Source organism: Pseudoramibacter alactolyticus ATCC 23263, from assembly GCF_000185505.1.
GTDB classification, from domain to species: Bacteria; Bacillota; Clostridia; order Eubacteriales; family Eubacteriaceae; genus Pseudoramibacter; species Pseudoramibacter alactolyticus.
Map to the genome: position 1 here is coordinate 677,750 of NZ_GL622359.1, position 20,630 is coordinate 698,379.

Consider the following 20,630-nt stretch of genomic DNA (forward strand, 5'->3'; position numbering starts at 1 on the left):
CCATTTTACGGTAGTAAACTATCCATTAAACAAACTTTTCTCAATACATTTACGATTATAACGACTATTCCTAAAATAAGCAAAGGGACAATCAATCGAAATAAAAGCGAATATGAATTAAATCCCAAAACTTTTACGATCACCTGCAGCACATACCAATGAAGCAAATACAGGCTAAAAGTGTATTTCGATAATACTTCTACTATTTTATTAACACCTTTATGCGCCATCCATTTTGTGCCCGCATAGCGAAAAAAGACGAATACGGCAATCGAGTATAAAACACAGGGCACATTCACATAACCTTTATAGGTCGATACGATCTGCCCGGCAGGCATTGATAGCTGGTATGTTCCGATGATGTGCATCAAAAGACCGATGAGCCCTAAACCATAAATACCGAATCGCCATCGTCTGGGAATTTCAATCCGCGTCAACAGGTATCCCAACATAATGTATATCAGATATCCGGCCCCCACGCCGACAGAAAAAGTGCCCACATCTTTTGCGCCATAAAGCGACAAAGCAAAAGGCAATAAAACATTTAAAAAGAATGCTGCAATCGCAAGGAATGAAAATAATTTTATTCTTCGCTCCTTGGGAACCGCCGCAAACAATGGCAGGCACAAATAAATCGAAAACAGCGGCACAAAAAACCAGTAAATTGCAACAAGCTTTCCCGTCAACAGTCCTTTAACAATAAAAGTGATTCCCACGCCGGCAGGATCAATGGATTTGAGGATAAAAATTTGGAATAAAAGGCCAAAAATGCTCCAAAAAAGATACGGAATAACGGTCTTATGGATTCGCTTTTTCGCATAGGTTTTTAAATCATAACGCTCATAAAAATCCATCAACGTCGCACCTGAGATCATAAAGAAAACAGGCACTGCAAAATAAAACACACATTCAATGATATTGGCCGATGGCCAATATCCTGCTGTTTTGCTAAACTGCCAAAAACAACCATTTATATGCAGATAAACGACTCCTATGGCTGATATCACGCTGGCAAAACTAATATAACTTATATCTTTTGGTTTTTCCATACTATTAATTTCTCATTATTTTTACCTATTCAAATAAACCGATATCAAATCTCGGATATAGGATCGAAATCCGAAATAATATTTTTGATAACTCATCAGCTTCAAATAAATTATTGGATTCCTTCCTTGGGCAAATTGCAGCCTCAATTGCCATGTCTTCATCATTTTATTCAGATTGAGAAGTTTATTTTGGTTATTTTCTGCTTCTAACATATTTTTCGTAAAAGCAATAAGCCGTTCTGTCAAACGAATATAATATTCCATTTGATCTATTAACCAACTTCTATCCCTTCTCCTCATGGACAGAACGCTATCGGCATGACGACGATATTTAATTGTCTTTCGTTCGAAATGGTATAGGCCATCCATAATACACGCAACGCGCCAAAAAAAGGCATCATGTGCATCTTCGTTTTTATCCCAATAATCCACAATATATTTTTTCATACCCTTGCGGATGCAATAAGTACAACCTGGGCGTTTTACATAGATAAAGGAAGCATTCATTGGAATCAATGTTACTGCATTGCTGTCGTTCATCGCATTCCTTAAACTTCTATGATCTCGCCCCGATCGATCATCCATATAAAAAATATCATAATCGGAAACAAGACATTGAATTCTCTCATTTTCCTCCATTACGTGCGTCATTGAAGCAATTTTATCCGGATACCAAATATCATCCTGATCGCAAGGAAAAATAAAATCGGCATCTGTGCTTTGAATCAATGACATAAAATTTTGTCTCCATCCACGGTTTGTTTCATTTATTTTAATAGACCAATTTAATAAATGATGCTCTTGGATATATTGTTCAATAATCGAAACTGTGTCATCATCTGAGCCATCATCGGAAATCAGAACTTCATCAGGTGACATTGTCTGGTCTTTCAATGAATCTAATAGTGGCAGAATGTATTTTTCTCCATTGTACGTTGACAGGACAATTGCCGTTTTCATTTTCAAAACTCCTTGCATACTTCTCCACATCAGCTTTCAGATTATTTGATGACGCAAATGAATTCCAAAAGGCAAGACAAGACAAATTTGACGATTATTCCAGCTTGACAAATACTAATCAATCTTGTTTAGTGATTATTTTCTGTCGTGTTCGTAATTCTTTTGATTATTTGATGTATCCATACCATCTTGCATATATAAATTAATGCTATCATTTTGTTATCGAAGTTGATAACACTCACTCCGTAACTATGGATAATAGCTACACTATGTAATTATATTAACTAACTGGACTGCCAGTAATCCTTGAGTTCTTAATTCGCTTTTCATTCTCTGTAAAAAACTGGCATTGAAGTTCTAAATAGTTACATAACTTTTCCCAAGTAACATTAGCGTCAGAAAGCGCAGGTGGATACACACAAATTGTCATTTTTCTGGCTACAAATTCATCTTGTGATTTTGTAGCAAAAGAGAAAATCGTTTCATGAACTACATCTTCAAATGTTCCATCACATAATCCTGCTCGTCCTGTTCCAATTACAGGTATTGTTATAGGTTCAGTATGTCCTTCCTTTGATAGATATTCCCATAACCCAACAAGTGCCTTCGCCATATTTTGCATAGTTACATTTTGCGGCTTTCCAGTTTTACTAACATCTGCAACAGCGAGAAAATAGTAATGCTGCCTCTTATAAGTAATTTTAGCAACTGTCCCTATCTCATACCTATTCTTATTTGTTTTTCTTCTATCTTCCAAAACTTTATAATTAGTGTAGTTTTCATCAAGCGAGTTTTTTATATCCTTATCTAATTCCGAAAAATCAACACCGTATATATTTTTTGAAACTGTCCTTGCAAACTTTGCTCGCTGATAAAGTCTCCGCTCATAGTTGTATCAAAAGTCGTATTTGTTGGAATCACGATTGCAGACTCTTTTATATTCAACAAATTCGCCATCTTCAGAGATATAATAGTATCTTTTTCACCCAAATATGCTGTTTTTTCCGCCTTTTCTTTACGTAATAACAATACAAGCATTGCTAAAATTACCAAAAATCCTAAAATGTGATTTCTAAATATACCAATTAGCATTTGAGTTTTGAATGCAGCTTGCTCTATTTCACAAAATGTAAAATAACCACCAACTAAGGCAAAGAAAGTCGAAATATATTCTAACGGCTTTTTGAAAAAAGGCAAAAGAAATTGGACATAAATTTTAGTACATGCCAAGTTTTTCATAAACATTTTCTTTATAGTAATATGCTCCTGTTTTTCCTTCTTTACGGCATTTTTCATCAAATTCTGGCCAATTTTCCAAAGCATACTGTAATATCTTAGCGTTAAAACTAATATGTACAGCTAAATTATCTCTCATTAAAGCAGGGCAACGATTTTGATCTTCACTCCTCTTTCCATTTAAATTAACAACAATGCAAGGAATTTTTCTTTTGATTGCTTGTTCGATTTCCCACCTCACATATTTATACATATATTTTGTATGTTCTCCTACCAAAAGTACAAATACCTTTGTCTTCCTGAATCTCTCTTGAAGTCCTGCTTTTATAGATGCCTCACTCTTATCGTAAATATTATTTATGTCATGAGCATCATAAAAATTAAAGGATGTATAGTCGCTTTGTTTCCAAGCTTTCATTAAATAATAATACCTTAAATCATTATCCGCATCCATTGAAACGTATACTTTATTTTTATATGCCATCTTAATCACTTCTCCTTGACACTTTTATTTGTTGAATCCTTTATAACTTCCAAACCCATATACTGTCATTGCAATAGTCATGTCTTCCAATTCAATGTTTTACTGTTTCGCTATTTCTCTTAATTCACCAATAGTCGCAAACTCAAAATTTCTCATTGACGTTTTCTCAATCAACTTTTTTATTTTTCCACACTTTTCCTATGATGACTTGCAGCATTTCCCTCGCCAGCGGCTCTTTCATAACAAACATCGCCGCCGCATACACCCCCATAAACAGTACAGCTGAAATAACCAATGTCACAAAATTACCGAATCCCAATCGCGACACCCATAAGCTGGCTGCCGAACCCAATGCCAAGGCGATCGCAATTTTATAATACTGGATCTGCTTAAACAGCGGTGCCACTTCTTTGCGCAGCGCCCAAAATTGCACGATCAGCACCATGAGCTCCGCCGCGACTGTTCCGATGGCCGCCCCGGATGATGCCATTTTCGGGATCAGCAGCCAGTTAACCACCAAGTCAACGAGTGCTCCCGCAATTTCCGAATAAAGCACCACTTTTTCTTTACCCAGGGGTACGAGCATCTGCAAACCCAAAATATTGGTCAGCCCGATAAACAGCAGCGTCGGCATAATCAATTGCATCGGTTCGATTGCGCCGCCATAGGCACTCCCGGAAAGCAAAAAAATCCCCTGCCGTGCGAAGAAGATAAAATACAGCATCAACGGTGTCGCAATAATAAACACAAAATTCAGCGCCTTCGCCGCGATGCGCTTGAATTCGGCCATTTCACCGTTCTTTACATAATAAGAGGCCCGGGGCAAAAGCACCGTGCCTAACGACGTCACGACGCTGACCAAAATCGTTTTAATTCTAACTGCCGCATTATAATAGCCCACATCGGTATCGGTCTTCATAAACTTTAGCATGACCGTGTCCAAATTGGTATAGATCGTCGTAGCCACCGCCATCGCAAAGAAAACGAACACTGCTTTTAAATGTCTCTTAAGTCGATAGCTGCCCACCGGCCTAAAATAAATATACCGGCGCGCATTGATAAAATTGAGCAACTGCGAAGCCGATGCCGCAAAAATAGAGATGCCGCCGTAAATCACATAATCACTTTTGACATGAATAAAGGCAAACATCCCGATGAGCGCGATAAATTTAAAAATAATAGAACGCACAGTAATATAAGTGTACTGCTCCAGCCCTTTATACATCCATTCGATGCCGATACACTGAAAAATAATATTAAGGGAGACAATCAGATAAAGGGTGCGGTCTCCCTGCAGACGCGGCACAACGGCAAGGGCGCCAAACAAAATGCCGTAAGAAATAATACTCATCAACAAATTGATGAAGAAAAGCTCATGCACAACACGCGTCAACGCCATTTTGTCGTCGCGCACCTGCGCACATTTGCGGATCCCATAGGTCGGAATCCCGAGCTGGGCAAACATGGTGAAGTACATAATTAATGACGTGGCGAAAGCCACTTTTCCGGTTCCCGCCGGCAAAAGAATCCGCGAGACATAGGGAAAGGTAATCAGCGGAAAAATGAACTGCGACATCATCAAAATCGCATTCATCAGAAAATTCTTCTTGATTGATTTTTGTTTAGGCATTCATTTCTCCATCTAACAACGGTTGATTACCCTGTTGTCCGCTTTCTTCTTGTCGAAAGTTCGGAACGCGTTTCCATTTTTTGATAGATTTTCCAGAAAAAATCATTAATGGGAAGGGATTGAAGGCAAAATTCATCAGTCTCGGTTCTGTCAACGCAAAAACCAAAACAAACAAATAAACAAAAACGAGATAATAATCTTGCTGGCGAATCGCCTTGTAAATACCATAAGTATACATTGCGACCACAACTGCAATCACTAACACCCCATAATTAAGCGCCAATTGCAGATATGAGGAGTCAACGTAGTTATATTGCGAATCTGCCAACATCGGATGCTTAATGCTATACCCCATCCATTTGATCGGTTGTCCAAAAAATGTAAAGCCATATGATTTGATCGCCTGATGTCCCAGCATGAGTCGATTGGATAACAGTTTATTCACTGTGGCAAAGGTATGCTGATTCTGATTAAAATAAATGGCCGAAACAAACGCTAAAATACATAAAACCGTCGGTATCAATAGATAGATTCCCTTCAGCTTTGACAATTTTCTCCAGCGTCTGCGGTTGAGATTTTGAATGGAAAAAAAGATCAAAAAAAGCGTTGACAGCATAAATGCCATTCGCGTATCCGTCAGCTGATAAAATAAAATGTTGATGGCTTCAAGAAAAATTGCTTCGCCGACGCCGAATTTTTCTTTTCTGAGATAAATGTATCCCAACATAAAATAAAAATATAAAATGGGTCCTGTTGTTGTCCATGAAAAGCCCAAGCCATGGCGAATACGATCACTATTCCTGCCGAAAAGATGGTCTTCCATGATGCCGATTTGACTTAGAAGAACAACAATCGCTAAAAAAAATCCTTGTATGCGGATTGTTAAACGCATTATTTTACGCTTGTCAATATTGATAGATGCAAATAATACCAATAAATATAATAATAACGTTTTGTTCGTAGATGAAATGCAACTGATTATAAAAATCAAAAAATAAATATTAAAATAAAAGTCTTATTCTTTTTATCTTTGTTCTGCATATCTCCGCGCAACAAATTAAATAAGCAAGGTAGCGCAACCCTTTGGCAAGCACGACCAAATACTTTATTCCCTGCAATGTCGTCGCACCGATTAAAAGAGAAAGCAGAAACAGAATCCATGCCGAAAAAAATAAAATTTCTGATTTGTTAAATCGATATGTCTTCTTTAGCATCTAAATCTCTTTTAAAAACTTTTCATTATCTGTTTGCATACTCTTAATTAGCCTGTCGAAAGCATCCTTTAAATCAATTTGAGGTCTCCAACCCAAATTTTCTAATTTTTCCGTTGATAAATTCATATGCAATGTTGGTGCATATCCGAAATTTGAAATTTTTTCTTCCTTAATTTTTACTTTAATACAATTTTTTGAATTGTTCTTGGCAACTAATTTTGCCATTTCAAAGATAGAACAATATGTATTCGCATTCGCAGCGTTATACGCTTCGCCTGTTTTTCCAAAGAAAAGAACCATAAAAATAGCGGTCACCGCATCTGCTATATAAAGATAGGATCTTTTTGTCTCTCCTTTTGTGTGAAGCACAATATCTTTTCCTTCAATAGCGCATCTGGCAAATTCAGCAAAAACACGACCATCACAATAATTTCCCCCTGGACCAAATGTCTGTGTTAACCTAACAACTTTAATTGGTATCCCAAATTCTTGTGAATAAGCAACGCACAAATTTTCGCACATTCTTTTACTTTCGGGATAACAAGAGCGAATAGCCATTGTATTAATATCAGTCGGATGATCTTCTCTTACTAACTCATCTGTCTGTGGTGTCCCATAAACCTCCATACTTGATAAATAGACGAAACTCTGAACCGGATTGGCTTTCGCAAATTTTAAAACGTTTTGTGTTCCTTTTAAAGCCGTTTCTATTGTTTTTATTGGTTGATCAATAAAATTTTTGCTCGCCGTCTGGCTCGCTGCATGAATCACAAAATTAACATTTATGTTCTTCGGTCTTAAATCTCGTATATCTGAAACATAAAATTTAAGAGTGTCGTCTTCCTCTCCAAAAATGTGATGTGCTTTATTTAAATCTCTAACTATTGCAACAATGTTTATTTTCTGATCAGAATATTGATTAAAAAAAAGAAGACTTTTTACTAAGGACTGTCCTATAAGCCCCGTTGCACCGGTTATCGCAATCGTTTTGCCGGCTAAAATTGAAAAATCTATTTTATTATTAATGTAATTTAAATCTTCCATCAAAACTTTTTCCATCGTATTATTTCCTATTAATCTTGTGGAACCCATCCCGGTTTATATAATGCGTGTATACCCATATTATCATTTTTTGCATCATGATAGGCTTCTCTAAACATTTTTTTTAGAATAGCTGGATTTGAAGATAAGATAGAAATATCGCTCAAATACCTCCTCATGTATCGTAATATGAAATATCTTTTAGGAAAATTATACTTGATCATTAACAGATCGTTCCGTTTTTTATAATACCGTCCCCAATCGACAACGTTGGGATTGTGAGGCGGCGTATCGTGATCGACAATGCTATTGGGAACACATATAATTTTCCCGTACCGCCCCAAACGAATGGCATGCTCCTGATCATCGCAGTAAATAAAAAATTCTTTGCGATCAAGCCCAACCTTTTTCAAAGCATCCGTTTTTATCATGGTTCCAACATAAGAAAAAATATCTATCGGAAATGCCTTTTGTTGATATTCTTCAATGGCCGATGAATATATTTTCACTTTAAACTTGGTAATCTTTAAATGATGCCGATGCGCTGCATGAATTTTCCCATCATTGTAGATTGCCGCACAAAGGGAGACGATTTTGTTTTGTTCCTCAACAGATAAACCGGAATAATAATCCGATAAAACCTTTAATGCTTCTGCCCTTGGATACGCATCGTCATCTGAAACCCATATCCAATCCGTTTGCAGATTTTCCACGGCATAACGCATGCCTTCATAAAATCCACCGGCTCCGCCCGTGTTCGTGCTTAACCGGAGCACGTGTTTTTCATATTTATCTTCGATTTTTTTCCACTGCTCTAAAAATTCCCGTGTTCCATCCGTGCTGCAATTGTCAACTACTATCAAATGTTTAGGCAAATAAGTTTGCCTTTGATATTTCTTCAGGGCAACCTTAAGTTTCTCAAGCCGGTTAAATGTCACTAAAACTATTGCAATGTTCATTCTATTTTTCACCATCATTATCAACCAAGAATTTGTCTATTTTCTCTCGCATCAGAAATTGCCCGGAATGTATAAAAATCTTCAGGCGTCGTTATCTTTATATTTTCATAACTGCCTTCAACAATACATATTTCCTGTCCATAATTTTTCATCAATGTACAAGAATCAATTGCATTGACATATCCGTCGGCCAGAGCCTGTTCTTCGACGGTCAAAATTTTATCCAGCAAAAAGCTTTGAGGCGCCTTCGCTATAAATGACTGACTGCGCGGAACAACATCCCCTACTTTTTGGTTTCCTTCACATAAAATAACCGTCTCTTTAACCGGCGAGCATGTAACTGCCGAGCCGTTTTTTTCGACTCCTCTGATGTTTTTAGTAATCGTTTCGCTATCGATCAAAGGCCTTACACCATCATGAATCAAAACGATATTTCCTTTTCGACCAAACATTTCGGCAGCACATCTAAGACCATTGTAAATAGACAATTGTCCGGTTTTTCCTCCGGGAACAATTTTTTTTATCTTATCCAATCGATAATGATAAGCCAACTCCTCCATATATGTTATCCAAGCTTCAATACAAACGACGACGACGGCATCAATTTCCGAATGCCTTTGGAAGTGTTCAATTGTATGGACAATAATTGGCTTGCCATGAACCATCAAAAATTGCTTAGGCCGGTCTTTCGAGTTCATTCGCTTTCCAGCCCCGCCGGCAAAAATAACAGCGATATTCAATTATATCTCCTCACCATCTTCAAACCAAACTTCCATATTGTGTGTTGTCCTTTTTTCTTTCGGAGGCAGTTTCATGTAATCGCCGTACAATCCGGTTAAATAAGTTTCCCAGCAGGACATCGTCTGAAATGAATAACCTTCAAAATTAACATTGTACGGTATTTCATATTCACTTTTATTAACACACTCTCCGAGGCCGTATAATCCCCATGTCACAGCACCGACTTTTTCGGTTTCTTCATAGGGATAGCGTTGAGCCATCTCGACAATCTTTTCTCCAGATTTTTGAGCGGGATATATTTTTTTAATCAATGCTATGTATGCCGGCTTGAGGATACGTTTAACAAAATTCTTCCCTTCAGAGGGAACCGCCATATTTAACATAAGATATTTTCGATATCTGCCAATTGTTTTATATATCTTTTTTACTTCATTATTATCTTCAGGCAATCCATCATAAGGAAAAATATCAATCCATATTCCTGTATCATCACGATGCTTAAAATACTGTGTTTGATAATGGGTTCGCTTGTCAAAAATCTTCATATAAGGTAACGTAAAATTCCCATCTTCAAAACAAATCATTTGGAGATGCCTCGGCAATTTATCTTTTTGATGCAAGACGAAAATCAATCTATTATAATCAGGTCTTGGCATACAAACATCGATATCATCATCCCATGGAATAAATCCCTGATGCCGAATCGCTCCTAATAAAGTTCCTCCACTTAAATAAAGTTTGATATTTTCTTCATCGCAAATTTTTTTTAAAATTAATAATATGTCTAGTCCTATCTTCTGAATCTCTTGTAAATTAAGTTCTTTCATATTTTAATATATAAATTTAAAAACTGATGCACCGTATCTTCAATACTAAATTGTTTCTTTCTTATCTCATCACTCGTATCCTGCCGCTCTATCCGGACAAATTTTTTTACATTATTTACCCATAATCCAAGTGATTCGTTATTTATCGGCAAAAACGATACATTTTCTGTCAGCTTAGCTTCCCGTGTTACCTGATCCGAAAAAATCACCGGCAATCCAGACGCTTGCGCCTCAACACCAACAATCGGCAAACCTTCAAAATGAGATGGTAAAAGAAAAATATCCATTGCTTGAAAAAGTTGATTCACACGTTGACTCGAACCATAAAAAATAACATCTTTTTTTAAATTCTTTTGAGCCACCAGCGTTTCAATTTCACTCTTTGAATCACCTTCCCCAATTAACAATAGCTTCGCATTGGGAATATGTTTCTTCACTCGTTCAAAAATCTCAATAAGATAAGGATGATTTTTTTGAAAGGCAAAACGGCCGACATGTCCAATCACGCATGCGTTTTGAAGTCCCATTTCTTTTCTAATTGCCAATCTAACAACTTCGTCGTATTTAAATTTTCCTAAATCCACTCCGTTATTAATGAGTAAAACACGACCTGGATAAATATTGGGAAACATCCATTGTCTAGCCAGCCCTGAACAAGCAACAAATTTAGTTCCGATATTCTTTAACTTTTTCCTAAAAAATTTATGAATACACTCTTTGAATTGTCTATGAGAACCGTCAACACCGGCAGCATGCGAATGCAAAACAATATTTTTAATACCCGCTGCCTTTGCAGCTTTTCCTGCAACCCATAACTTATTGGACACATCTGAATGAATATGCACAAAATCATATTTTTGGTTTTGCATTAAATTCTTTAAATTTTTATAAATATGATATTGTTTTACAATTTTATTTCCCGCATGGCCTACATAGTGAACCGTTGTTCCCCACTTTTTTAAATAATCAAGATTCTCTTGCTTTTCAAAAGGTTCCTGACACGCAATATCAATCTGAAGTGATTTTGGCTTATTTTCAATAACATTTTTAACTAAAGAATAAACGCCGCCATTTCCGATATCATCAACATTTATTTCGAGTACTTTTGTCATTCCGTTTCACTCTGATCCACAAATTCTATTGGTGGGTAAAATTTAAATCCCTCACGAAACGAAGTTAAAATGATTTTTAATTTCTCTTTCTTTGCATCTTTTGCTTTGAAAAAAACCCTAAAAAGATGAAGTAATGTTCTTATGTATAAATAACAATAACCTTTAAACCCTTCACGTCGATATAGAACCACTTCGTTACGATACATATATCGATAACGCCACAAACGATCTTCTGAGTCTTGCTCGATACCGACTTTTGAATTGCTTCCCATCTTGTGAATAACTTGACTTGCCGGAACTGCATAACAAGGCATCTTTAAAGATATTCGGCGGGAATATTCTAAATCATCCGACCAAATAAAAAATTCTTTAATAGGTAGGCCAACCTTTTTTATAACTTCGGCTTTTATAAAAAACGAAACAAACGTCGCCATCGTTATGGGAACCTGTTGAGATTTAAAATCTTCAAGTTTCCCATGCATACTGATTCTTTGTCGATTCATATTGCAAATAGAACCATCTGTCCAGTACGCAATTCCTGACAAAAAACCATATTCACCTTGAAGGCGTTGATCGGCAAGCATCAGCTGATAAAGCGCATCTGATTTGACATAAGTATCATCATCCATGATCCACACATAGTCATATCCCATCTGTACGGCCTTTTCCATACCAACGCGAAAACCACCGGCACCACCGAGATTCTCTCCTGTATTGTAATAAATTATCTTTTTTGTTTCTATTAAATCATTAATGAATTCATGGGTTCCATCTGTACTGGCATTATCAACCAAGAGGATATCGCAAAACGCATGATCCATTTTCAGCAAATGTTCAAGACATCCTCTAAGCATCTTTTTTCTATTGAAAGTCACAACTACTGCAACGATCTTATTTTTCTCTCCCACTCAAAAACTCCCTTCATAACGCCTGTGAAAAAACTTCGCTCTTAAAAAAGACGTTCCTTTCTTCCACCAATTCGTTTTCTCCATATTGGCATAAGGCAATTCTTTCACATCCGAGGACTGCAGCACGCCAATTTCCAGCTGACCATCCAGCCACACATTGAGCAAAATCTCAGAGACGCGCCCATAAAATCGCCCTTGAAAGGCATCGAGTTTTGAATCGTCAATCCGATTTTCCAGTTCCTCCAAAATCGCAAAAAGCCAGGTGCAATAAGCATCTGTTAAATCCCGGCGCATAATCATCATATTAAACATATAACCATAGCGCTGTGCCGCCACCCGATCATAAGCGGCCAAATAATCCCGATAATGTTCGGCAATAATCTCACGCGTGACATCCAGCTGCTCTGCATAATGGGTGTGTGCATAATGCGAATAGAGTGTCTCGATATAATAATGTCGCTTTTTCGGCACAAACACCGGGTACCGGTCCAGCATCGGCGCGAGTTTTTCATAAGTCAACACCGACTCAAAAGGATTCTTTTTTTTGCTTCCGTCCGTAAAATGCCTGCGATAATGCACCAGGCCGATAAAATCACAGTCCAGATGTTTCCACGCCCAATAAAGTCCGGTCAACTCACAATAGGCCGAATTTTTTTCTGAAATATTATCGCCGAAATTATCCTTAGTGTATCCCAGATCCAGCGGGTTGCCGCCGGCATCGGTTTTCCCTTCCGCCCCGACATGAACCGGCAGATACATGGGGTCTTCCGGCATCGGGTAAGCCTTGTGCGCCGCCACAATAATCTGAATGCGCCGTGCAATGGTCTTGTCTTCCGTCATCTATTCTGCTCCTTTTGCACTGAACACAACACGAATCGTCTTGAGAATCAATTTAAAATCCAAACTCAGCTTCCAATTTTCAATATAATAGGCATCCAAACGCACGACCTCTTCAAAATCCGTGATGTCCGAGCGCCCGGAAGCCTGCCACATCCCGGTTAATCCCGGCTTGGCTGCCAAGCGCTTCAGGTGATGCATATCGTATTGCTTATACTCGTCCATGGTCGGGGGGCGCGTCCCCACCAGTGACATGTCGCCCTTAAGCACATTCAAAAACTGCGGCAGCTCATCGATGCTGGCCTTGCGCAAAAAATGCCCGATGGGAAAAATCCGCGGATCGTTATCCATCTTAAACATCAAACCCTGCATTTTATTTTGCGCCATGAGTTCCTTCTTGCGTTCCTCTGCATCCGGATACATGGTTCGGAATTTATAAATTTTAAAAGTCCGGCCGTTTCGCCCCACCCGCTCCTGGGCAAAGAAAAGCGGCCCCGGCGACTGGTGCTTAATGATCGGAGCAAAAATAATGCAGGCAATGCCGGTGAACAGCAGGCCAACCAACGCGCCGACGATATCGATGATCCGCTTGACCGCCAGCTTCCATTGCGGCACCAAATTCATACTGGAAGTGACCATCGTCACGTTGCCAACCGAATGGATTTGTTTGTTGCGAATGGACTGGCTGAACTGCGGCAGGGTCACATGCACCGTGAGCCCTGCATCAACCAATTGATTGAGCAATTGTTCCGCGACGGCTTCGTAGCCCTCCAGATCCAAAAGAATTTCGTCGACCACATGGGCGCGGATATAATCAAACACGCTGGCCATCTCCGCAACCACCGGCACATCTAAAATGCTCTGACCTGTCGCATCGGCGCCGTCATATAAAACAACCCCCGAAACGCCATAGGTTCGATAAAAATCCTGCTGCAGGGCTTGAAGAATCGCTTCAGAGCCTTCTTTCGTGGTAATAACAAGAATCTGCCGCTCCTTTTTCGATTCACGCAGGCGTTTGCGAATGACGCGTTTCCAAAGCAGCCGCTCTATATAAACCAGCACCACTGAAACAGGCAACATCGAAACGACCAGCAGCCGTGAATAATAATAGGAATTCTGACTGAGGAACATCCAGAAAATCAGCAGTGCAATCACGACAAAACTGTGCACGCACACTTTTTTAAACTCGGCGTAACGATCCCGGCGAATCATATCGCGATAACTATTGCCAAAAAATACTGTGATCAGATGGGCCGGCACAATAGCAATGGCCATCCGCTGGTATAGCGGAGAAAACGGGAAAAACACGCCGATGCGATAGGCATAAACAATGAAGAAAGCCAGCTCGAGCAAAAGCAAATCCCAGATCAGAAAATCCAGGTGCTTCAGCCAGCCTTTCGTATTTTTTCGATACATAAGAACTCCGTTCTGTTGAATGCCGTCCCAATACCAGACCGCACATTTTTATCATTATAACACAGGACAAAATCCGTGCCTAAAACGACGGTGTTAATTTCGGATCTTTTTAAGCAAACGGCGCCGTTAATCCGACTCACAGCGACATCTTCCGCGCATCGCGAACCCCGCGGAGCATCGCTTTGATATTGGCGCGCCGATTGGGCTCATAAAGGCAGACCAAGATGGCATACAGCAATAATCCTTTATATTCTTTTCGCTTATTCACCAAGCCGTTGCGGGCATGCTTGCGAATAAAATAAAGATTGTTGCGCACGATGTAGTACTTCCGAAAAGACGAATGGTTAAAAACGTCCCATTCCCGGCCGAGAAAGCGCACCTTTCGGCTTTGTCCCAATTCGTGGAGCAATCCCACGTGATTAACGCGGATGGTTCGATAGCCATGCTCTATCATCGTCTGGCAGAGATCAATATCCACATAATCGATAAAAAGCTTTTCATCAAAACCGCCGCAATGCTGCCAGGCAGCAACATTGGTCAAGCAGCCGGAGGTGATGATGCGCGTTTCCGTTTCATAAGGCGCGTCTCCCGACTTAAAAGGCACCATAATCCCGGCATTGCGATCCTGAATAATACAGGTCATCATCCCAATCTGATCATTATCCATATACGGCCGGTAAGCCGTGATCAAATCCGCGGCCGCCACCGAATCCTGATCTAATGTCAGCATCCAGCCGGCGCCGGCATGCTGTCCCGCCGCCATGATCTGATTGAGCGCCTTCGCGATGCCCAGATTTTCACGATTCTCAATAAGCGTAACCTTTTGAGTATCTGTCGACGCGTCCAGAAAAGTTTTTAACGCCGCGATATTCTTGGATCCGTTATCCACGCAAACGACAAAATCCACCTGTCCCACGACCGCATTTAGATTTTCCCGGAGCCGATCCATATCCGGTTGATACGTCACAATGCCGGCGCCTATCTTCATGCGGATGCCTCCTTTTCTGAACGCGCCCGTCTTTGTCGCTTCATGCAAATTCTAAGCGCGCGCAGTCCCAGCAGCAAATAGGGTGAAAGGATCAGTAAAAACGTGTTGAAATACGGATAAAGGATCATATCGTCGATCAAGCCGTGGCAGGCCAGCAGCGCAAAGATCATCAGCAAACAGCCTTCCCCCTTGCAAAGCATCACCCACAGAGCTATCGTCACCACTGCAATCAACAAGATTGAAAAAATAAATCCAAAATTGAGCAGATAGTGCAAATAAAAATTATCCACATAATTGTAAATGCCGGCAACCGGTTTGCCGGACGCCTGCAAACCATTGCCCACCCAGGCAATGGTTTGGCCAAAGGGTTTGACGCCATAGGTTTTAAATGCAGCCTGGCCATACCACAGACGATTGCCGATAGCCAAATTCAAGCGCTGCCAATTAGCCTGCCCGACACTATAAAAACGGGTGACCGCAGCTGTCATGACGGCTCCCAGCACAAAAGAAAATGGCCAAAGAACCCCCAACTTGTTTTGAATCATTTTTTTCTGAACCGCCGGCCGGCATTTGATCACAATCGCATAGCAAAGCAAAACAGCGATCAAAATCATGGACAGACGCGCGTTGGTCTTCGTATAAAACCAGACGTTTATCGCCGCCAGCGCGATCAATTCTCCCCAGCTGATGTTTATCCGACGCAAATAAACATGAAGCGCTACAATGTTGAAAAAAATCACGGACGGCGTTAAAACATATAAAAAGCCCAGGTATTGCCTGATCTGCCCATCCCGAACGGTCTGCACCGTATGAATCCAACCCATGTGCTGCGCAAGAATCGTTCCCAGCAATACCCCGGCACTGATCATCAAAGCCGTTTTCGCAACCCGCTTAAAATCAATTTTCCGCGCACAAAAAACAAACACAAAAATCATCCCGAAGGGATGGCCAAAATAGCCGGCGATGCGTGCCATCGCGCCAAAGACCAAAAGCAACACAAAATCACACCAACCGTTTTGGTGTCGCATGCAGAAAATAATTTCCCGAACCCCCAATAAGAACAGACACGCAAAAAACACCTTATTTTCTAACGATGCCAATGGCCACCTGGCCGCAAAAAAAGTCTGCAATAACAGCGACCAAATGCCATAAACAGCAAACGCGATTAAAAATAAGGTGTCTTTGGATTTTTTCAAATTAATTAACGGCGATCGTGAAGACATGGCCATCCTCTCTGATGATGATTAACGGCTCTCCGCCAATTTTGCAATATGCTTTGCATATAGGCTGTAGCCAACAAAATGCAGCCTGCGAAGCCGCGCAATGGTGTGCGACTTCATCGTAATCCGATAAATATGCGGATATTGCCGGCGAATATGCCGATCAAAATTTTTTAAAGTCGTCTTGTGAGACCCTGGCTGCTCAAGAATCAAAAAGCAAAAATAAGCAAGTTCCGTGATGCTCAGAATTTTTTTTCGCATTAACGTTTCGATCCCCCGTTCGCGAATGGAAGAAAGCTGCGTTTCATAAAGCGGCATCAATTTCTCCGCCACCCGCATCGGATCCTTAAAGTGTTTGCGCATCCCGGAAAGGCTCACGCTTTGCCCCTCAACGCCCAGCTGATAACAATAAATGGGATGGGGAAACCGTGCAATGCTTTTTGCAAAAAGCAAAGGCAGAAAAGTATATTCGTGATCGGTGTAAAAGCAGTGCTCGGTAATGCCAACCGAATGCGTCTGGAGCAGCTCCGTTCGAATGGCCAGTTCGTGCATCAGGACATCCTGATCCATCGCCATTTTTTTTAATGGGCCATCTTCTTCCGGCACTTCCGGATGACGATCCTGCAGTACTTTCGAACGGCCTTCATAGACTTCATAAAACGGAGACAACACCAAATCAGCCGTTGCGGTTTCAAGAAATGCCAGAAAGGCGGCCAAATGCTCAAAACAATACCAGTCGTCGCCGTCCAATTGTTTGAAATATTTTCCGTGGGCGCAAGCAATGCTTGCGTTAATGGTGGATCCGTAACCCCCGTTGGCCTTATCAATAACTTTAAACGTCTGCGGATAACGCTCGGCATAAGTTCGTGCCATTGCGACGGTCTCATCTGTCGAGCCGTCATTCACAACGATCACTTCAAGCCTTGCCATCATCTCGTCCGGGCCAATTAAAGAATCCAAACACCGGCGCAAACTCCCCGCCACATTATAGGCCGCTACCGACACCGTCAATTGTTTTTGTTCCATAAAGTCCCCTGACTACCGGTTTTCATTATCCATATCGGAAGCTGTCATCTGACCGGCGGCCACACCTTCAGCCGCTTCTTTGGTGAACACGGTTTTGATGGTCTTTAAAATCAGCAGGCCGTCCTGAATAATGCTGTAATTCATGATATACATCAGGTCGAGTTTAAGTTTGTCAAAGGGCGTGGTATTGTATTTGCCGTAAATCTGGGCAAACCCCGTCAGTCCGGCCTTCACTTTTGTTCTAAAGGCAAACTCCGGCATGTTTTGGCAATACGCTGTCATGATCTCCGGACGCTCGGGTCTGGGCCCGACCACGCTCATATCCCCCTTGAATATATTAATCAACTGCGGGATTTCATCGATACGCACCTTGCGGATGAACGCGCCGACCTTGGTGATCCGGCTGTCGCCCTCTTCGGCCAATCTGGCAACGCCGTCCTTCTCCGCATTGACCACCATCGATCGAAATTTAATGATCTTAAATTTTCGATTGCGAATCGTACAGCGCACCTGCTTATAAAACACCGGGCCGCCGTCTTCCCGTTTAATGGCCAGGGCGGTGATGAGCATCACCGGCGACAGCACCACTAAACCGATGCCGGAACACAGCAAATCCAGCAAACGCTTAAAAAATGCCTGTCCGGTTGTCAGCCCGAAATTGCGGTTGAGCAGCACCGGCGAATCAAAAATGTGCAGATTTTCCGAATACCGCAAAATAATATCCGAAATCTTGGGCATGGTATAGGTTCGGAGGCCCTTGGCAAAGCACATCTTCATGATATCGTTGCGAATAATCGCACGGATATCACCGATAATGACGCCGTCATAGCCTTCACAGCGCGTTACAACCTTGCGGGCAATCCGCTCATTTTCTTCCAAATCATCCGTTAATTCCAGACAGATCCGTTCCCGAACGATGTATTGATCCGGCCGCCTGGAAAACTTATCCAGCAGCGTATCCGACTGCTTTTCCGAGACGATCACCAATTGCTGAGGCGGAAAAATTCGCAGAAAAATGCGGTGGCTGATCAGCGCCCAAATCACAATCACGCCGATATCCACCATCGTCAGCCATACAAGGGGCCAGGCCGAAATCCACCCGTAGGCCAATGGCGTTACCAATATAAAATAAGCAACGATGTTAGAAAGAAAAACGACGATGACTTGGCTCATTAAAATGTCGGATATGCGGTAATAACCGATTTTAGTGCCGGCGTAGACCTTCGACACCATCACGATGATAATCAAATACATCGCCGAGATAAAAATGTTGCCATAGTAGAAAAAAGGCCAGCGCACCATGGCATTGTAATAGCGCGTCCAAACATTATAAAAAAGCAAAAATTCGACCACAAAAAGAAATGCCCCCATCAATTGCCGAACCGGCTGTCTGAGCATCAAGCGTTTTTTTCGTTTTTTGTAAGTTTTTTTATTCATGTGCTTTCATTATTCTCTAAGTTTTTTTTATTCTAACAAATCATTGCTTGAAAAAGCTTAAGCGCAACTTTGGGCTTCCCATTTATCCGCAAAAAATAAAAGGCATTGCCGTCATGATCGGCAACACCTTGCTTTACAACCGCGATTAATCCACCGCGTATCCTTTTTCCTTAATAACGGCGATCACCTGATCGACATATCGCTCGCAGATTTCCTCGGCTTCAGCCTCCACCATAACCCGCACCAATGGCTCCGTGCCCGATTCGCGCACTAAAATGCGGCCGGTATTTCCCAATGCTGCGGCAACCTGCTGCACGGCCGCCTGCACATCGGCGTCAGCCTGCGCTTCCGCCTTGTCGGATACCCTCACATTTTTGAGCACCTGCGGATAAATTTTGAGCGGGGCCGCAAGCTCTGACAGCTTTTTCTTTCGGCTCATCATCACCTGCATGAGTTTTAAACTGGTTAAAATACCATCGCCCGTCGACGCATATTTGGAAAAAATAATATGGCCTGACTGTTCGCCTCCAAGGTGACAGCCGTTTTCGGTCATATATTCATAAACATATTTATCACCGACGGCCGTCTTTGCATAATCAATCCCCAATTCATCAAAGGCCTTGTACAGACCAAAATTGGACATCACCGTGGTGACCACCGTGTTCGTCACCAGTTTGTCTCGCTCTTTCATATAGCGCCCATAAATATAAAGAATGTGATCCCCGGTGATAACCTGCCCTTTTTCGTCCACCGCAAGGCAGCGGTCCGTATCGCCATCGTAGGCAAAGCCGACATCCAAACCGTTGTCGGCCACAAATTGTCGCAATCCCTCGATATGGGTCGAGCCCGCATCGCGATTGATATTGGTGCCGTCCGGATCCACGTTCATCAGATAAGTTTTCGCGCCCAGCGCATTGAAAATGGACGGCGCGATATTCCAAGCCGAGCCATTGGCACAGTCGAGCCCCACTTTCATCCCCTTGAAGGAGTAAACCCCCAGTGAAATAAGATAACCGATATAGCGATTGCGGCCGGCCACATAGTCAACCGTCCGGCCAATGGCATCCCTTTGCGCATAGGGGATTTCCGGCCAGCTTTGGCCAAACGCATTAAGGCGCCCGTCCAGATAATCTTCGATGAGGGCGATCACGTCTTCGCTCATCTTCTCGCCCTGTCCATTGAGCAGCTTAATGCCGTTGTCGTAATAGGGATTGTGACTCGCTGAGATCATGATGCCGCCGTCAAAATCATCGACGCGAGCGACATAGGCCACCGACGGGGTGGTCGTCACATGCAAAAGGTAAGCATCGGCTCCGCTGGCCACCAGTCCGCCGGACAGCATATCCTCGAACATATAACTGGAGCGACGCGTGTCTTTGCCAATCACGACGCTCGGCGCACCGATTTTCCCTTCCCGTTTGCGCAGTTCCCCATAATACCAACCGAGAAATCGGCCGATTTGATACGCGTGTTCTGCCGTCAATCCCTTGTTGGCTTCCCCGCGAAAACCATCGGTCCCAAAATATCGCCCCATCGCACTCTCTC

At 41.6% G+C, this 20,630-nt stretch carries 18 protein-coding genes and 1 pseudogene; all 19 read right to left on the reverse strand.

The window, feature by feature from the left end:
* Positions 1-5 precede the first annotated feature (5 nt).
* A complete protein-coding gene (locus HMPREF0721_RS03260) occupies positions 6-1,049 on the reverse strand; it encodes an acyltransferase (RefSeq protein ID WP_006598126.1) in 1,044 nt (347 codons plus the stop codon).
* 21 nt (positions 1,050-1,070) lie between these two features.
* Positions 1,071-2,009 carry a glycosyltransferase gene (locus tag HMPREF0721_RS03265; protein WP_006598127.1) on the reverse strand — a complete coding sequence of 313 codons (939 nt, stop codon included), beginning with the start codon at positions 2,007-2,009 and terminating at the stop codon, positions 1,071-1,073.
* Between the two features lie 280 nt (positions 2,010-2,289).
* Positions 2,290-3,332, reverse strand: a pseudogene (locus HMPREF0721_RS12765) (macro domain-containing protein).
* The gene (locus tag HMPREF0721_RS03275) at positions 3,226-3,729 is read right to left on the reverse strand and encodes a TIR domain-containing protein (RefSeq protein WP_006598129.1); all 504 of its coding nucleotides are present in this window, start codon (positions 3,727-3,729) and stop codon (positions 3,226-3,228) included. The pseudogene HMPREF0721_RS12765 and the gene HMPREF0721_RS03275 overlap by 107 nt, the downstream one beginning before the upstream one ends.
* A 166-nt stretch (positions 3,730-3,895) precedes the next feature.
* Complete coding sequence (locus HMPREF0721_RS03280; protein ID WP_006598130.1) at positions 3,896-5,359, reverse strand: flippase; 1,464 nt, start codon at positions 5,357-5,359, stop codon at positions 3,896-3,898.
* Entirely contained in the window at positions 5,352-6,251 is a 900-nt protein-coding gene (locus HMPREF0721_RS03285; RefSeq protein WP_006598131.1) for a hypothetical protein, read from the reverse strand. Before HMPREF0721_RS03285 ends, HMPREF0721_RS03280 begins: the two co-directional genes overlap by 8 nt.
* A 322-nt stretch (positions 6,252-6,573) precedes the next feature.
* A complete protein-coding gene (locus tag HMPREF0721_RS03295) occupies positions 6,574-7,632 on the reverse strand; it encodes an NAD-dependent epimerase/dehydratase family protein (RefSeq protein WP_006598134.1) in 1,059 nt (352 codons plus the stop codon).
* Positions 7,633-7,646: 14 nt separating this feature from the next.
* Positions 7,647-8,573 carry a glycosyltransferase gene (locus HMPREF0721_RS03300; RefSeq protein ID WP_156788689.1) on the reverse strand — a complete coding sequence of 309 codons (927 nt, stop codon included), beginning with the start codon at positions 8,571-8,573 and terminating at the stop codon, positions 7,647-7,649.
* A 20-nt stretch (positions 8,574-8,593) separates the two neighbouring features.
* On the reverse strand, positions 8,594-9,313 hold the full coding sequence (locus HMPREF0721_RS03305; RefSeq protein WP_006598136.1) for an IspD/TarI family cytidylyltransferase: 720 nt from the start codon (positions 9,311-9,313) through the stop codon (positions 8,594-8,596).
* On the reverse strand, positions 9,314-10,141 hold the full coding sequence (locus HMPREF0721_RS03310) for a LicD family protein (RefSeq protein ID WP_006598137.1): 828 nt from the start codon (positions 10,139-10,141) through the stop codon (positions 9,314-9,316).
* On the reverse strand, positions 10,138-11,253 hold the full coding sequence (locus HMPREF0721_RS03315) for a glycosyltransferase (protein ID WP_006598138.1): 1,116 nt from the start codon (positions 11,251-11,253) through the stop codon (positions 10,138-10,140). Before HMPREF0721_RS03315 ends, HMPREF0721_RS03310 begins: the two co-directional genes overlap by 4 nt.
* Complete coding sequence (locus HMPREF0721_RS03320) at positions 11,250-12,161, reverse strand: glycosyltransferase family 2 protein (protein ID WP_006598139.1); 912 nt, start codon at positions 12,159-12,161, stop codon at positions 11,250-11,252. Before HMPREF0721_RS03320 ends, HMPREF0721_RS03315 begins: the two co-directional genes overlap by 4 nt.
* A complete protein-coding gene (locus tag HMPREF0721_RS03325; protein WP_006598140.1) occupies positions 12,162-13,001 on the reverse strand; it encodes a DUF4422 domain-containing protein in 840 nt (279 codons plus the stop codon).
* Positions 13,002-14,414: a sugar transferase gene (locus tag HMPREF0721_RS03330; protein WP_006598141.1), complete on the reverse strand. Its 1,413-nt coding sequence runs from the start codon at positions 14,412-14,414 to the stop codon at positions 13,002-13,004.
* A 136-nt stretch (positions 14,415-14,550) separates the two neighbouring features.
* Positions 14,551-15,402, reverse strand: a complete 852-nt coding sequence (locus tag HMPREF0721_RS03335; protein WP_006598142.1) for a glycosyltransferase family 2 protein — start codon at positions 15,400-15,402, stop codon at positions 14,551-14,553.
* Positions 15,399-16,430 carry a hypothetical protein gene (locus tag HMPREF0721_RS03340; RefSeq protein ID WP_156788690.1) on the reverse strand — a complete coding sequence of 344 codons (1,032 nt, stop codon included), beginning with the start codon at positions 16,428-16,430 and terminating at the stop codon, positions 15,399-15,401. Before HMPREF0721_RS03340 ends, HMPREF0721_RS03335 begins: the two co-directional genes overlap by 4 nt.
* A gap of 216 nt (positions 16,431-16,646) precedes the next feature.
* Positions 16,647-17,648 (reverse strand): glycosyltransferase family 2 protein, encoded by a 1,002-nt coding sequence (locus HMPREF0721_RS03345; RefSeq protein WP_006598144.1) that lies wholly within the window; start codon positions 17,646-17,648, stop codon positions 16,647-16,649.
* A gap of 12 nt (positions 17,649-17,660) precedes the next feature.
* Positions 17,661-19,085: a sugar transferase gene (locus HMPREF0721_RS03350; protein ID WP_006598145.1), complete on the reverse strand. Its 1,425-nt coding sequence runs from the start codon at positions 19,083-19,085 to the stop codon at positions 17,661-17,663.
* Between the two features lie 145 nt (positions 19,086-19,230).
* Positions 19,231-20,619, reverse strand: coding sequence for a phosphoglucosamine mutase (glmM, locus tag HMPREF0721_RS03355; protein WP_006598146.1), 1,389 nt, complete (start codon positions 20,617-20,619; stop codon positions 19,231-19,233).
* Positions 20,620-20,630 lie beyond the last annotated feature (11 nt).

Excerpts from the sequence above, each read along its gene's own strand:
- HMPREF0721_RS03310 (WP_006598137.1), bottom strand. The coding sequence starts at position 10,141 with ATGAAAGAACTTAATTTACAAGAGATTCAGAAGATAGGACTAGACATA.
- HMPREF0721_RS03340 (WP_156788690.1), bottom strand. The coding sequence starts at position 16,430 with ATGCGACACCAAAACGGTTGGTGTGATTTTGTGTTGCTTTTGGTCTTT.
- HMPREF0721_RS03265 (WP_006598127.1), bottom strand. The coding sequence starts at position 2,009 with ATGAAAACGGCAATTGTCCTGTCAACGTACAATGGAGAAAAATACATT.
- HMPREF0721_RS03315 (WP_006598138.1), bottom strand. The coding sequence starts at position 11,253 with ATGACAAAAGTACTCGAAATAAATGTTGATGATATCGGAAATGGCGGC.
- HMPREF0721_RS03330 (WP_006598141.1), bottom strand. The coding sequence starts at position 14,414 with ATGTATCGAAAAAATACGAAAGGCTGGCTGAAGCACCTGGATTTTCTG.
- HMPREF0721_RS03345 (WP_006598144.1), bottom strand. The coding sequence starts at position 17,648 with ATGGAACAAAAACAATTGACGGTGTCGGTAGCGGCCTATAATGTGGCG.
- HMPREF0721_RS03335 (WP_006598142.1), bottom strand. The coding sequence starts at position 15,402 with ATGAAGATAGGCGCCGGCATTGTGACGTATCAACCGGATATGGATCGG.
- HMPREF0721_RS03300 (WP_156788689.1), bottom strand. The coding sequence starts at position 8,573 with ATGAACATTGCAATAGTTTTAGTGACATTTAACCGGCTTGAGAAACTT.
- HMPREF0721_RS03325 (WP_006598140.1), bottom strand. The coding sequence starts at position 13,001 with ATGACGGAAGACAAGACCATTGCACGGCGCATTCAGATTATTGTGGCG.
- HMPREF0721_RS03260 (WP_006598126.1), bottom strand. The coding sequence starts at position 1,049 with ATGGAAAAACCAAAAGATATAAGTTATATTAGTTTTGCCAGCGTGATA.
- HMPREF0721_RS03295 (WP_006598134.1), bottom strand. The coding sequence starts at position 7,632 with ATGGAAAAAGTTTTGATGGAAGATTTAAATTACATTAATAATAAAATA.
- glmM (WP_006598146.1), bottom strand. The coding sequence starts at position 20,619 with ATGGGGCGATATTTTGGGACCGATGGTTTTCGCGGGGAAGCCAACAAG.
- HMPREF0721_RS03350 (WP_006598145.1), bottom strand. The coding sequence starts at position 19,085 with ATGAATAAAAAAACTTACAAAAAACGAAAAAAACGCTTGATGCTCAGA.
- HMPREF0721_RS03285 (WP_006598131.1), bottom strand. The coding sequence starts at position 6,251 with ATGCGTTTAACAATCCGCATACAAGGATTTTTTTTAGCGATTGTTGTT.
- HMPREF0721_RS03280 (WP_006598130.1), bottom strand. The coding sequence starts at position 5,359 with ATGCCTAAACAAAAATCAATCAAGAAGAATTTTCTGATGAATGCGATT.
- HMPREF0721_RS03275 (WP_006598129.1), bottom strand. The coding sequence starts at position 3,729 with ATGGCATATAAAAATAAAGTATACGTTTCAATGGATGCGGATAATGAT.